Origin of the sequence: Streptomyces sp. NPDC058796, assembly GCF_042745235.1 — a bacterium.
In the GTDB taxonomy this organism is placed as follows: Bacteria; Actinomycetota; Actinomycetes; order Streptomycetales; family Streptomycetaceae; genus Streptomyces.
In genome coordinates this window covers 126,711-139,764 of the sequence record NZ_JBHYOP010000015.1, presented here as the reverse complement: position 1 = coordinate 139,764, position 13,054 = coordinate 126,711, and the positions used below count along the sequence as shown (strand labels likewise).

At 70.8% G+C, this 13,054-nt stretch carries 11 protein-coding genes; 6 read left to right on the top strand and 5 right to left on the bottom strand.

Features of this window, described 5'->3' with window-relative positions:
- Together ACFW47_RS31590 and ACFW47_RS31585 are read left to right on the top strand one after the other, a co-directional pair.
- A complete protein-coding gene (locus ACFW47_RS31590; protein WP_386288728.1) occupies window positions 1–864 on the top strand; it encodes a carbohydrate ABC transporter permease in 864 nt (287 codons plus the stop codon).
- Between the two features lie 91 nt (window positions 865–955).
- A complete protein-coding gene (locus ACFW47_RS31585) occupies window positions 956–1,669 on the top strand; it encodes a helix-turn-helix domain-containing protein (RefSeq protein ID WP_386288726.1) in 714 nt (237 codons plus the stop codon).
- Window positions 1,670–1,679: 10 nt separating this feature from the next.
- Here ACFW47_RS31585 and ACFW47_RS31580 read toward each other — a convergent pair whose 3' ends face one another.
- The gene (locus ACFW47_RS31580; RefSeq protein ID WP_073724068.1) at window positions 1,680–2,705 is read right to left on the bottom strand and encodes an ATP-dependent 6-phosphofructokinase; all 1,026 of its coding nucleotides are present in this window, start codon (window positions 2,703–2,705) and stop codon (window positions 1,680–1,682) included.
- Between the two features lie 206 nt (window positions 2,706–2,911).
- Here ACFW47_RS31580 and pta point away from each other — a divergent pair, with 206 nt between their 5' ends.
- From pta to pyk, 3 genes are all read left to right on the top strand, one after another.
- A complete protein-coding gene (gene pta / locus ACFW47_RS31575; protein WP_386307826.1) occupies window positions 2,912–5,005 on the top strand; it encodes a phosphate acetyltransferase in 2,094 nt (697 codons plus the stop codon).
- Entirely contained in the window at window positions 5,002–6,219 is a 1,218-nt protein-coding gene (locus ACFW47_RS31570) for an acetate kinase (protein WP_386288722.1), read from the top strand. The genes pta and ACFW47_RS31570 overlap by 4 nt, the downstream gene beginning before the upstream one ends.
- Before the next feature lie 74 nt (window positions 6,220–6,293).
- Window positions 6,294–7,724: a pyruvate kinase gene (pyk, locus tag ACFW47_RS31565; protein WP_386288720.1), complete on the top strand. Its 1,431-nt coding sequence runs from the start codon at window positions 6,294–6,296 to the stop codon at window positions 7,722–7,724.
- A gap of 75 nt (window positions 7,725–7,799) precedes the next feature.
- On the opposite strand, the gene ACFW47_RS31560 is transcribed toward pyk, so the two are convergent.
- The 4 genes from ACFW47_RS31560 to ACFW47_RS31545 all read right to left on the bottom strand — a co-directional run bounded on the left by ACFW47_RS31560 (window position 7,800) and on the right by ACFW47_RS31545 (window position 12,155).
- Window positions 7,800–9,185 (bottom strand): hypothetical protein, encoded by a 1,386-nt coding sequence (locus ACFW47_RS31560; RefSeq protein ID WP_386307825.1) that lies wholly within the window; start codon window positions 9,183–9,185, stop codon window positions 7,800–7,802.
- The gene (locus ACFW47_RS31555; protein WP_386307823.1) at window positions 9,175–9,762 is read right to left on the bottom strand and encodes a DUF6114 domain-containing protein; all 588 of its coding nucleotides are present in this window, start codon (window positions 9,760–9,762) and stop codon (window positions 9,175–9,177) included. Before ACFW47_RS31555 ends, ACFW47_RS31560 begins: the two co-directional genes overlap by 11 nt.
- Before the next feature lie 112 nt (window positions 9,763–9,874).
- Window positions 9,875–10,522 carry a DUF6230 family protein gene (locus ACFW47_RS31550; RefSeq protein ID WP_386288715.1) on the bottom strand — a complete coding sequence of 216 codons (648 nt, stop codon included), beginning with the start codon at window positions 10,520–10,522 and terminating at the stop codon, window positions 9,875–9,877.
- Window positions 10,523–11,177: 655 nt separating this feature from the next.
- Window positions 11,178–12,155 carry a tetratricopeptide repeat protein gene (locus ACFW47_RS31545; RefSeq protein WP_386288713.1) on the bottom strand — a complete coding sequence of 326 codons (978 nt, stop codon included), beginning with the start codon at window positions 12,153–12,155 and terminating at the stop codon, window positions 11,178–11,180.
- Between the two features lie 248 nt (window positions 12,156–12,403).
- Between ACFW47_RS31545 and ACFW47_RS31540 the strand changes: the two genes are divergently transcribed.
- Complete coding sequence (locus tag ACFW47_RS31540; protein WP_386288711.1) at window positions 12,404–13,045, top strand: TetR/AcrR family transcriptional regulator; 642 nt, start codon at window positions 12,404–12,406, stop codon at window positions 13,043–13,045.
- Window positions 13,046–13,054: the final 9 nt, after the last annotated feature.

Below are 13,054 nucleotides of genomic sequence, written 5' to 3'. Positions count from 1 at the left end.
ATGGCGTCCACGCTCGCGCCCCGCCGAACGCCCGTTTCGGCCGCCCGGCGGGGCAGGCGGCGGATGGCGGCCGACGCCGGGCTGCTGGTGGCCGCCGCCGCCTTCGTGCTGCCGCTGGCCTGGGTGGTGCTGTCCGCCCTGGACCCGCACGCGAGCCTCAGGGTGAAGGTCCCCGACGGGGTGACGCTGGACAACTTCGACGCCGTCCTCACCCCGGAGATCACCTTCACGCCGCTGCTGAACAGTCTCGTCCTGTGCGGCGGCGCGACGGCGCTGACGGTGGTGTGCGCGGCGCTCGCGGCGTACCCGCTCTCCCGTTTCCGGTCGCGGCTGAACCGGCCGTTCCTGCTGACCGTCCTGTTCGCGACCAGCCTGCCCATCACGGCGATCATGGTGCCGGTCTACGCCCTGTTCGTGCGGGTGAACCTGATCGACACCATGCACGGGACGATCTTCTTCTTCGCCGCCTCCCAGCTCCCGTTCGCCATCTGGCTGATGAAGAACTTCATGGACGGCGTGCCCAGGGAGCTGGAGGAGGCGGCGTGGACGGACGGGGCGTCGTCGTTCCAGTCGCTGCTGCGGATCGTGCTGCCGCTGATGGGGCCGGGTGTGGCGGTGGTGACCGTCTTCTCGTTCGTGATGATGTGGGGGAACTTCTTCGTCCCGTTCATGCTGCTGCTCACCCCGGACCAGATGCCGGCCTCGGTGAGCATCAACGACTTCTTCGGCAACCGGGGCATGGTGGCGTACGGGCAGCTCGCGGCGTTCTCGATCGTCTACTCGACGCCGGTGATCCTGCTGTACGTGCTGATCTCGCGGCGGCTGGGCGGGGGGTTCGCGCTGGGCGGGGCGGTCAAGGGGTGAGCGCGGGGACCGGGCGGGCGCGCCCGTAGTTTCGTACAATGCGTATCGCTGGCTGAACAGCCCGTAGTCAGGGTGCGCCAGTACCCCTACGGTGTGGCGCGTGCGCCGACCCTCACCTCACCCGAACCAGTCGGGTCCCCCCTTCAACGCCCTCGCCGCCCGCCGGCTGCGTGCCGCCCTCAACATGGGGCCCGAGCACGTCGCCCACGGCATGCGGGTGTCGTACGGACTGCCGTACGTCACCCCCGACCACGTCATCGCCTGGGAGCGCGGCATCGCCTCCCCCGCCGGTTCCGAGCTCACCGCGCTCGCCGGGGTGCTGTGGTGCTCGCCCGGCGACCTGATAGGCAGGCCGCAGACGCTGCGCGAGCACCGCGTCGCGCGCGGTCTGGCGCCGGAGGACGTGGCCCGTGCCGCCGGGGTCGCGCTCGCGGCCTACCTGCGGATGGAGGAGACGGACGCCTGGCGCGGCACCGACCGCCAGTCGGCCGCGCTCGCCCACGTGCTGGACCTTGCGCTGCCCGACTTCGTGACCGTCACGGGGCGCGAGGAGAAGCTCGCCGAGCTGCTGAGCAGTGCCGTCACCACCCGCTGGCAGGGGTACGTGCGCCCGGTCGCCAAGATCGCGCCGCTGGACCGGCGGGTCCTGGAGAACGTCCTCCAGGTGCTGCACCAGGACTACCAGGGCCACATGACCGCCACCCTCAGCTGGGGCGGCGGCGGTCCCGACTCCAGCGCTGCGGGCCGTGACTTCCTGGACCGGATCGTGGAGCACTTCTGGGCGGCGGTCGAGAAGCACCCGTGACCAGGGGTGCCTAGAAGACCGACTCGGCCTCGTCCATCCGGTCCTTCGGCACCGTCTTCAGCTCGGTGACCGCCTCCGCCAGCGGCACCATGACGACGTCCGTGCCGCGCAGCGCGGTCATCCGGCCGAACTCGCCCTGGTGCGCGGCCTCCACCGCGTGCCAGCCGAAGCGGGTGGCGAGCACCCGGTCGTACGCGGTGGGCACGCCGCCGCGCTGGACGTGGCCGAGGATGACCGGCTTGGCCTCCTTGCCGAGCCTGCGCTCCAGCTCGTAGGCGAGCGCGGTGCCGATGCCCTGGAAGCGCTCGTGGCCGAACTTGTCGATGGCGCCCTTGCCGTAGTCCATGGAGCCCTCGACGGGGTGGGCGCCCTCGGCGACGCAGACCACGGCGAACTTCTTGCCGCGGGAGAACCGCTCCTCGACCATCTTGACCAGGTCGGCGGGGTCGAAGGGGCGCTCGGGCAGGCAGATGCCGTGGGCGCCGGCCGCCATGCCGGACTCCAGGGCGATCCAGCCGGCGTGGCGGCCCATGACCTCGACGACCATCACGCGCTGGTGGGACTCGGCGGTGGTCTTGAGGCGGTCCATCGCCTCGGTCGCGACGCCGACCGCCGTGTCGAAGCCGAAGGTGCGGTCGGTGGAGGAGATGTCGTTGTCGATGGTCTTCGGCACGCCGACCACCGGCAGGCCGGCGTCGGAGAGCATCCGGGCGGCCGTGAGGGTGCCCTCGCCGCCGATCGGGATCAGCGCGTCGATGCCGAAGCTCTGGATCATGTCGCCGGCGTTCTCGCAGGCCTCGCGGAGCCGGTCGCGCTCCAGGCGGGAGGAGCCGAGGATGGTGCCGCCGCGGGCCAGGATGCCGCTGACCGCGTTGAGGTCCAGGGCGCGGTAGCGGCCGTCGAGCAGGCCGGCGTAGCCGTCCTCGAAGCCGATGACCTCGTCGCCGTAGTTGTCGACCGCTCGGTGCACGACCGACCGGATCACTGCGTTCAGGCCGGGGCAGTCGCCGCCTGCGGTGAGTACGCCGATACGCATCGTGCTGTGTCTCCTGCTCGCTGTTGACACCGGTGAGCCGATCCAATTGTTTCACGGTCCGGGCCCCGGCGAGCACTGACGGGCACCGACGCTTGTTGACGGGCGCCTTATCCATAGCCGGAGGTATTGTCAAGAGGGTTCCGCTCACCCCGGTGGGCGATTTTTGTGCACGGGACAGCCGCCACCAGACGAAACGGAGAGCACGCGTGACGCGCAGCGTGTACGTGACCGGTATCGACCGCGGCGACGGCCGCCAGGTCGTCGAACTGGGGGTCATGGAGCTCCTGACCCGGCAGGTCGACCGGGTCGGCGTCTTCCGTCCCCTGGTCCACGACGGACCCGACCGGCTCTTCGAGCTGCTGCGGTCCCGCTACCGGCTCTCGCAGGACCCCTCGACCGTGTACGGCATGGACTACCAGGAGGCGTCGGCGCTCCAGGCCGAGCAGGGCACGGACGAGCTGGTCTCCGCGCTGGTCGACCGCTTCCACCTGGTCGCCCGGGACTACGACGTCGTCCTCGTCCTCGGCACCGACTTCGCCGCCACGCAGCTCCCGGACGAGCTGTCGCTGAACGCGCGGCTCGCCAACGAGTTCGGCGCCTCGGTCCTCCCGGTCGTGGGCGGACGGGGGCAGCCCGCCGAGTCCGTGCTCGCCGAGACCGTCAACGCCTTCCGCGCCTACGACACGCTGGGCTGCGACGTGCTGGCCATGGTGACCAACCGGGTCGCCCGCGAGGACCGGGACGAGATCGCCGGGCTGCTCGGCGGCCGGCTGCCGGTGCCGTGCTGGGTGGTGCCGGACGAGCCCGCGCTGTCCGCGCCGACCGTCTCGCAGATCGCGCACGCCCTCGATGCCAAGGTGATCCTGGGCGACGACTCGGGGCTCGCCCGGGACGCGCTGGACTTCGTCTTCGGCGGCGCCATGCTGCCGAACCTGCTCGCCGCCCTGACCCCGGGCTGCCTGGTCATCACCCCCGGCGACCGCGCCGACCTGGTGGTCGGCACCCTCGCCGCGCACAGCGCCGGCACCCCGCCGATAGCCGGGGTGCTGCTCACGCTGAACGAGGTGCCGGGCGACGGCATCCTCACCCTCGCCGCCCGCCTGGCCCCCGGCACCCCGGTGCTCTCGGTGACCGGCAACAGCTTCCCCACCGCCGAGCGGCTGTTCTCCCTGGAGGGCAAGCTGGGCGCGGCCAGCCCGCGCAAGGCGGAGACCGCCCTCGGCCTCTTCGAGCGCTACGTCGACACCGCCGACCTCAGCGACCGGGTCTCCGCGCCGAGCAGCGACCGCGTCACCCCGATGATGTTCGAGCACAAGCTGCTGGAGCAGGCCCGCTCCGACCTGCGCCGGGTCGTCCTCCCCGAGGGCACCGAGGAGCGGGTGCTGCACGCGGCGGAGGTGCTGCTGCGCCGGGGCGTGTGCGAGCTGACGCTGCTCGGTCCCGTCGAGCAGATCCGCAAGAAGGCCGCCGACCTGGGCATCGACCTGGAGGGCGCCGAGCTGATCGACCCGGCCGTCTCCGAGCTGCGGGACTCCTTCGCCGAGAAGTACGCGGCCCTGCGCGCCCACAAGGGCGTGACCGTGGAGCTGGCGTACGACGTGGTCTCCGACGTGAACTACTTCGGCACGCTGATGGTGCAGGAAGGGTTCGCCGACGGGATGGTGTCGGGGTCGGTGCACTCGACGGCGGCGACGATCCGTCCGGCCTTCGAGATCATCAAGACCAAGCCGGACGCGTCGATCGTGTCGTCCGTGTTCTTCATGTGCCTGGCCGACAAGGTGCTGGTCTACGGCGACTGCGCGGTCAACCCGGACCCGGACGCCGAGCAGCTCGCCGACATCGCCACGCAGTCGGCGGCCACGGCGGCGCGGTTCGGGGTGGACCCGCGGATCGCGATGCTGTCGTACTCGACGGGCACGTCCGGTTCCGGCGCCGACGTCGACAAGGTGCGCGAGGCGACGGAGCTGGTCCGTTCCGGGCGGCCCGACCTGCGCATCGAGGGGCCGATCCAGTACGACGCGGCCGTGGAGCCGTCGGTCGCCGCGACCAAGCTGCCGGGCTCGGAGGTCGCCGGGCAGGCCAGCGTGCTGATCTTCCCCGACCTGAACACCGGCAACAACACCTACAAGGCCGTGCAGCGCTCGGCCGGCGCGATCGCCGTCGGCCCGGTCCTCCAGGGGCTGCGCAAGCCGGTCAACGACCTGTCCCGGGGCGCGCTCGTCCAGGACATCGTCAACACCGTCGCCATCACGGCGATCCAGGCCCAGCAGTCCCCGAGCGAGAAGGTCTCCGCCCAGTGAGTTCCACCCGTGTCCTCGTCCTCAACTCCGGCTCCTCGTCGGTGAAGTACCAGCTCATCGACATGCGGGACGGTGAGCGCCTGGCGGTCGGGCTGGTCGAGCGCATCGGGGAGCAGACCTCGCGGCTGAAGCACACCCGCGTGACCGACGGCGACACCCGGGAGCAGCACGGCCCGATCGCCGACCACGAGGCCGCCCTGAAGGCGGTCGCCGCGGAGCTGGGCCGGGACGGTCTGGGCCTGGACTCCCCGGAACTGGCCGCGATCGGGCACCGGGTGGTGCACGGCGGCATGTTCTTCACCGAGCCCACCCTCATCGACGAGAGCGTCCTCACGGAGATCGAGCGGCTGGTCCCCGTCGCGCCGCTGCACAACCCGGCCAACCTCACCGGGATCCGCACCGCGCAGGCGCTCCGTCCCGACCTGCCCCAGGTGGCGGTCTTCGACACCGCGTTCCACACCACGATGCCCCAGGCCGCGGCGCGCTACGCGATCGACCCGAAGATCGCCGACCGGTACCGCATCCGCCGCTACGGCTTCCACGGCACCTCGCACGCGTACGTCTCCCGCGAGACCGCGCGGCTGCTGGGCAAGGACCCGTCGGAGGTCAACGTCATCGTGCTCCACCTGGGCAACGGCGCCTCGGCCTCGGCGGTCGAGGGCGGCCGGTGCGTGGACACCTCCATGGGGCTGACGCCCTTGGAGGGCCTGGTGATGGGTACCCGGTCGGGAGACCTGGACCCTGCGGTCATCTTCCATTTGGAGCGCGTTGGCGGAATGTCCACGGACGAGATCGACACTTTCCTCAACAAGAGGAGCGGCCTGTTCGGCCTGTGCGGCGACAACGACATGCGGGAGATCCGCCGCCGGGTGGACGAGGGCGACGAGCGGGCGAGGCTGGCCTTCGACATCTACATTCACCGGCTGAAGAAGTACATCGGCGCCTATTACGCCGTTCTCGGACGGGTGGACGCGGTGGCCTTCACGGCCGGGGTGGGCGAGAACGCGGCGCCGGTGCGCGAGGCTGCGGTGGCGGGCCTCGAGGGGCTGGGCCTGGTGGTGGACGGCGAGCTGAACGCCGTACGCGGCGACGAGGCGCGGCTGATCTCGCCCGCGGACGCGCGGGTGGCGGTGGCCGTGGTGCCGACCGACGAGGAAATGGAGATCGCGACACAAACCTACGCGCTGGTAAATGGTTCGGGGAATCTCACCTGAGCGGCATCCCGCCCTTTTGTATTTTCCGCCAGACGGAATATTCCGCGCCGAAACAAACCGATAGGATGGCACCCATGCGCCGTTCGAAAATCGTCTGTACTCTCGGCCCCGCGGTCGACTCCCACGAGCAGCTCGTAGCGCTGATCGAGGCCGGCATGAACGTGGCCCGCTTCAACTTCAGCCACGGCACGCACGCCGAGCACCAGGGCCGTTACGACCGTGTCCGGGCCGCCGCCAAGGAGACCGGCAGGGCCATCGGTGTCCTCGCCGACCTCCAGGGCCCGAAGATCCGCCTGGAGACCTTCGCCGAGGGTCCCGTCGAGCTGGTGCGCGGTGACGAGTTCACCATCACCACCGAGGACGTACCGGGCGACCGGACGATCTGCGGCACGACGTACAAGGGCCTGCCCGGTGACGTCACCAAGGGCGACCAGGTGCTCATCAACGACGGCAACGTCGAGCTGAAGGTCACCGAGGTCGAGGGCCCCCGGGTGAAGACGATCGTCATCGAGGGCGGCGTCATCTCCGACCACAAGGGCATCAACCTGCCCGGTGCGGCCGTGAACGTCCCCGCGCTCAGCGAGAAGGACGTCGAGGACCTGCGGTTCGCGCTGCGGATGGGCTGCGACCTGGTCGCCCTCTCCTTCGTGCGGGACGCCAAGGACGTCGCCGACGTGCACCGCGTGATGGACGAGGAGGGCCGCCGGGTCCCCGTCGTCGCCAAGGTGGAGAAGCCGCAGGCGGTCGAGAACATGGAGGACGTCGTGATGGCATTCGACGGCGTGATGGTCGCCCGTGGCGACCTGGCCGTCGAGTACCCGCTCGAGAAGGTCCCCATGGTGCAGAAGCGGCTGATCGAGCTGTGCCGCCGCAACGCCAAGCCGGTGATCGTGGCGACCCAGATGATGGAGTCGATGATCACCAACTCCCGCCCGACCCGCGCCGAGGCCTCCGACGTGGCCAACGCGATCCTGGACGGCGCCGACGCGGTGATGCTGTCCGCCGAGTCCTCGGTGGGCGCGTACCCGATCGAGACCGTCAAGACGATGTCGAAGATCGTCTCCGCCGCCGAGCAGGAGCTGCTCTCCAAGGGCCTGCAGCCGCTGGTGCCGGGCAAGAAGCCCCGCACGCAGGGCGGTTCGGTGGCCCGCGCCGCCGCCGAGATCGCCGACTTCCTGGGCGGCAAGGGCCTGGTGGCCTTCACCCAGTCCGGGGACACCGCCCGCCGGCTCTCCCGCTACCGCGCGGCCCAGCCGATCCTGGCCTTCACCACCGACGAGTCCACCCGCAACCAGCTGGCGCTCAGCTGGGGCGTGGAGCCGCACGTCGTGCCGTTCGTCAACACCACGGACGAGATGGTCGACCTGGTGGACCAGGAGACGGCCCGCCTCGGCCGGTTCAGCGACGGCGACATCGTCGTGATCACCGCCGGTTCGCCCCCCGGCGTGCCCGGCACCACCAACATGGTCCGGGTGCTGCACCTGGGCGAGACGCGGCGCGGCTGACACCGCGCGGGTTTCCGTACGACGCCGAGGGCGCCCCCTGTCGCAGGGGGCGCCCTCGGCTCGGCCTGACCGGTCTCAGCCGGTGATGTACTGGTGCAGCCCGGGTATGTGCAGGGTCCCTCCGAACTGACCCGCCTGCACCACCTTCACGTCGGTGAAGTAGATGAGCGGGATGTCCAGGGGCGGCGGGTGCTCCGGGTCGAAGGTGATCGGGATCAGCCCGAGCAGGTTGCCCGAGATGCTCTCCGTGTACATCACCGTGTCGCCGTCGCGGATCGTGGACGTCGATCCCTTGGCCGCCTGCACGTGGTAGGTCTTGCCGATCTGCTGATCCTTGACGATCTGGTGCAGGTCGCCGATGTCCGTGCCGTTCGATATGACGTACTTCAGTACCCTCTTGGTCTTGCCGCTCGCCGTCTTCACCTCGACGATGCCCTCGTAGGAGGCACCCTTGAGGAGCAGCGAACTTGCCTCGAGGTGCCAGGGGTCGTCGGGCAGCGGAACGGAGTTGTCGACCCCGCCCTCCGCGTCCGTGGCGACGGGGCAGTCCTCCGGGTCGGGGCGGGCGCTCTCGGAGGTGCTGGGGCTCGGGCTCGGCGAGGCGGTGGCGCCCCCGGTCTCCTCCTCCGCCTTGCCCTCGGCGTCTTCCCGGGCCGCCCCGGCCGCCGACTCCTCGGTGTCCTCGGCCGCCTCCGACGCAGCGCCGGCCGGGTCCTTCACCGCTTCCTTCGCCGGGCCGGTGGCCTTGCCGGTGGTCTCCTTCGCCGGGTCGGACACGTCCTCGCCGGCCTTCCCGCTCGTCGACGCCGAGGGGGTCGGCGAGGGGCTCTCGGCTTCCTCGGACCGGTCGCCGCCGGTGAAGATGCCCTCGATGGCGTCGCCGAGGCCTTCCAGCAGGCCCCCGCCGGACTCGGAGGCGGACGGTGAGGGGGATGCGGAGGGCGAGGACGACGGCTCCCCGCTCCGCGCCGGCTTCTCCTGCGACGCGGAGGGGCTCGGGGCGGGGCCGGCCGCGTCGTCGGAACCTGAATCCGACGAAGAGGCCTCGCCCGTGTCCGTGCCCTTGTCCGCAACGTCGCCTGCGGATTCCGGGGCGCCGGGCTCTTCGGCCCTGCCACCCCTGTCGTCGTCCGGCTGGTCGGACGACGAAGGTGAGGGCGTGGGAGACGCGGACGCTTCCTCGTCGTCACCCGTCATGGCCTCCACACAGGCCTTGTACTCCTCCGCCGTCAGGCTGTTGGCCGGCGGTGCGCCCTGGTCGTTGCCGTCCGCGACGGCGAGGGTGGGCGTGAAGCCCAGTCCCATGAGGACCGCCGTGGGCATGGCGGCCAGGGCGACCGCCTTGCCGGCAGGCATGTGGAACCTGTTGAACAGCGGCTTCCTGGGAGCCGCGTGGCGCGGCCCGGTTCTCGCGGGGGACGCCTCCGCGTCAGTCGCGCGGATGTCCTCGTCAGCCGGCACTGTGCCTCCCGTTCGCCCCGTTGGCCGGGCTAGTTCCTGACAGGTCGTTCGGCTCGTCCGGCGCACCGGCCTCCGCCCTCGGCTGCGGGAGGGCGGCATCGGACTCGGCAGTGCCGGGCAGTGCGCCCCCGGGCGTTCCGTCCCTCCCCTCGCCCTCCCCCGGCGACTCGGTCTCCGAAGGCGTCCCCGGTGCCCAGGACACCGCCATCGCTCCTCCGACCAGCGAGAAGAGGAACCCGATGACGAAGCCGCCGAAGTTGGAGACCGGAATGGAGACCAGCCCCAGAAGGATCGCGGCGACGCCCGCGAACACCCTGATGTGCCGCTGGAACCAGAGACTCATGCCAAGGACCACGAGCAGCACGCCGATGATCAGGGAGCCGGCACCGGCGGTGGTCGACATGGCAAGCGTCAGGTGACCGATCTGCAGATTCGCGTAAGGGAAGTACATGATCGGGAAGCCGGCGAGCGCGACGAACAGGCCGGCCCAGAACGGCCGCGCGCCTCGCCAGGCACGGAACTGCAGCCTCCGGCGGGTGAACTGGCCGGATACGGCAGCAGGGGTTTCGGCGCTCATGGAAAACAGCTCCCTGTACGGCTTTGCTGTGGTGGAGAAGTCCGGCCGCGCGGACGGCGCAGCCGGAGAGTGGACGGACGGGGCGCTTCCGGCCCCGCCCGTCAGTGAGTGCTCAGTAGCACTCGGCCTTGGTGCCCTTGTGCAGCGACATGCTCAGGCCGCTCAGCTTGAAGGTTCCGGCAGTGGTCGCCCACGCCGTCTGCTTCACGCCCGTGAGCACGGCGGTGTCGGACTGCTGCGCGAAGCCGAACCTGTTGGCCTGCTCCTTGCCGCCCTGCATACCGGGACCCTTGCTCAGGTCACCGGCCGCCACGCCGATCTCCATACCGGTGAAGGTGGCGTCGGCTTCGAGCTTCTCGACGTCGAGCTGCAGGTTCTTGGCGTAGACCTGCTTGTCCTCGTCCGGGCTGTCACCGGCCTCCAGCCGGAGCGTGACAGAGCCGATCACCGGGATGTTCGGGGTGACGACCGACTGGCACATCTTCTGGATGTGCGCCTCGCTGAACGACGAGACCGCCACCGGGTGGTGCACCTTGTCACCGGTGAGCGTGTACCCCTCGGTGAGGGCGCCGTACTGGGTGAAGCCTTCGCCCTTGAGCTGCTTGGCCGTCACCTTGAACGACTGCCCCGACACGCTGAACGACGCGGCGAGGGCACCCTGCGCCATCGCGACGCCTATCGCCGCCGTGGCGGCAACGCTGGGCACCATCACCACAGCGAACCGCTTCCATCTGGTCCCGCCACGCACCTGGGACTCCATATTTCCTCCTTCTCGGACGTACATCTCCTGGCCTCGGCCAGCCCCCGAAGCGGCGGCTGGGCCTGGCAGGGATGGGAGAAGTGCTACGTCCTCGGGAAGGAGAGCGCCCGCGCTCGGCGGCACGTATGGAACGAGCCCGAATCACCGGCGATCACCCCCGAGCGACAACCACTGGTCGCGCCTGACACGCATCACGCACAACCCTGCTGGGCAGGCTTCGCCGGGTGGACGAAGACCCCCCTGCCCAAGAGCCGGCGCCACTGCCGCCGACTCTGCTCGGTGGGGACCCAGGAACCCCCGCGACCCGACTGGCTTTCGGGGTACGGGAATGGACCGAGCGTCGCCGATCGTGGTGCATTCTCGGCGTCGACACAAGGGGGTTCGTTACTCGCTGGTAACGGCTCGACAACCGGAGCACGACACACCGCCCCCGAACGGCGACGCTGGGTGTGCCCTGCGGTCGGAACAAAACTATTGATCGATGGACAGAATCCGACAGACCGACGCCGTCGACTTACTGGCAGTAACAGCGGCCGCGATTACCAAGATTTGGCAAAGCGCGGCCGCAGTGACGCACCGGCGACAGCTCTTTCACACGGGCACCACCCGGACGAACGGCGGGCGACCGGGCGGTGCCGGGCGGTCGAACCGCCCGCTAGAACAGGGCGCGGGCCAGCGCCCTGCGCGCCGCGGCCACCCGCGGATCGTCGGCGCCGACGACCTCGAACAGCTCCAGCAGCCGCAGCCGTACGGCGTCCCGGTCGTCGCCGGCCGTGACGCGGACCGTGTCGATGAGGCGCCCGAAGGCGTCCTCCACGTGACCTCCCACCAGGTCCAGGTCGGCGGCGGCGATCTGAGCCTGGGCGTCGCCCGGCTTGTCGGCCGCGTCCTGACGGACCCGCTGCGGGTCGGCGTTCTGCACGCGCTGGAGCAACTCGGCCTGGGCGAGGCCCAGTTTGGCCTCCGTGTTGCCCGGCTCCTCGGCCAGCACGTTCTTGTACGCCTGGACGGCCCCGCCCAGGTCACCGGCGTCCAGCGCCCGCACCGCGGCCTCGAGCGCCGCGTCGTGCGGACCGGCGGGACGCTCGGGGGCGGCGGCCTGGGCGGCACCCGGCTCCGCCTCGGGGTCGACGGCGAGACCGGTCAGACCGAAGCGCTGCTCCGCGACCTGCACCAGCTGGTCGAGGGTCTGGCGGATCTGCGTCTCGCTCGCGGCGCCCTGGAAGAGCGGCAGCGCCTGCCCCGCCACGACCGCGAAGACGGCCGGGATGCCCTGGACGCCGAACTGCTGCATCAGCATCTGGTTGGCGTCGACGTCGATCTTGGCGAGGAGGAAGCGCCCGTTGTACTCGACGGCGAGCCGCTCCAGCACCGGGCTCAGCTGCTTGCAGGGCTCGCACCACTCGGCCCAGAAGTCGATGACGACCGGGACCTCGGTGGACCGCTGCAGGACGTCGCTCTCGAAACGGGCCTCGTCGACGTCGATGACGAGGTCGGCCGGGGAGACGGCGCCCGTCCCGCCGTTCCGGGCCGCCTCGGCGCGCGCCTGCTCCGCCTTCGCCTTGGCCTCCTGGGCCTGCTTCACCGCGGCGAGGTCGACGACCCCGCTCATGGACATGTTCCGTGGCTGCATGGGTCTATCCTCCCCCGTACCGCGCGTGTGCGTGAAAAGCGGGGTCAAAGCCCGCCTGGAAGTGTGTTGTCGGCAGTCGTGCCGGCGCCGGGTCCCCACCCCACGCCCGTGGTCGTCGCTGGGGCACGGGCAGGCCCGTGCTTTCGCTACGACCCGTAGCGTAATACCAGGACGGCTCGCCGGAACAGCCCCTTTCCGTGATCTGCCTCACGGACGCCCGTTCGTTACCCGCCGGTTAAGGTCGGGGAATGCAGAGCAGCACCCCCGCCGGCCGCGCCGGGCGCCCGCGCAGCGCCGCGGCGGACACCGCGATCCTGGCCGCGACGCGGGCGGCCCTGGTGGAACTGGGCTGGTCGAAGCTCACCCTGCAGGACGTCGCCACGCGCGCCGGGGTTGCCAAGACGACGCTGTACCGCCGCTGGGCGGGCAAGAACGAACTGGTCGTCGACGCGGTCGCCGAGCTCTTCGACGAGCTGCGGCTGCCCGACCGGGGCTCCCTGGCCGCCGACATCGAGGGCGTGGTGCTCCAGTTCGCGGCGATCCTGGCCCGTCCGGAGGCCAAGAGCGGTCTGATGGCGGTGGTCGCCGAGTCCACGCGCGACGAGGCGCTGCGCGAGCGTATCCGTACGTCGATCGTGGAGCGGCAGAAGCGTCTGGTGCTGGAGGGCCGGGCGCGGGCCCACGCCAGGGGGGAACTGCCCGCCGAGCCGGATCCGGCGGAGGCCGCCCGCACGGCGGACCTCATCTTCGACGTGGTGGCGGGCGCGGTGGTGCACCGCACCCTGGTCAGTGCGGAGGCGGCGGACGGCGAGTGGGTGCGGAGCTTCACGCAGGTGCTGCTGTGGGGTCTGGCCTCCCGGCCCACCGAGTCGGGTGACGGTTGGGCATAGGCCCGGGGC

Coding starts and splice junctions, on each gene's coding strand:
- ACFW47_RS31590 (WP_386288728.1), top strand. CDS start 1: ATGGCGTCCACGCTCGCGCCCCGCCGAACGCCCGTTTCGGCCGCCCGG.
- ACFW47_RS31580 (WP_073724068.1), bottom strand. CDS start 2,705: ATGCGTATCGGCGTACTCACCGCAGGCGGCGACTGCCCCGGCCTGAAC.
- pyk (WP_386288720.1), top strand. CDS start 6,294: ATGCGCCGTTCGAAAATCGTCTGTACTCTCGGCCCCGCGGTCGACTCC.
- ACFW47_RS31555 (WP_386307823.1), bottom strand. CDS start 9,762: ATGAGCGCCGAAACCCCTGCTGCCGTATCCGGCCAGTTCACCCGCCGG.
- ACFW47_RS31550 (WP_386288715.1), bottom strand. CDS start 10,522: ATGGAGTCCCAGGTGCGTGGCGGGACCAGATGGAAGCGGTTCGCTGTG.
- ACFW47_RS31545 (WP_386288713.1), bottom strand. CDS start 12,155: ATGCAGCCACGGAACATGTCCATGAGCGGGGTCGTCGACCTCGCCGCG.
- ACFW47_RS31540 (WP_386288711.1), top strand. CDS start 12,404: ATGCAGAGCAGCACCCCCGCCGGCCGCGCCGGGCGCCCGCGCAGCGCC.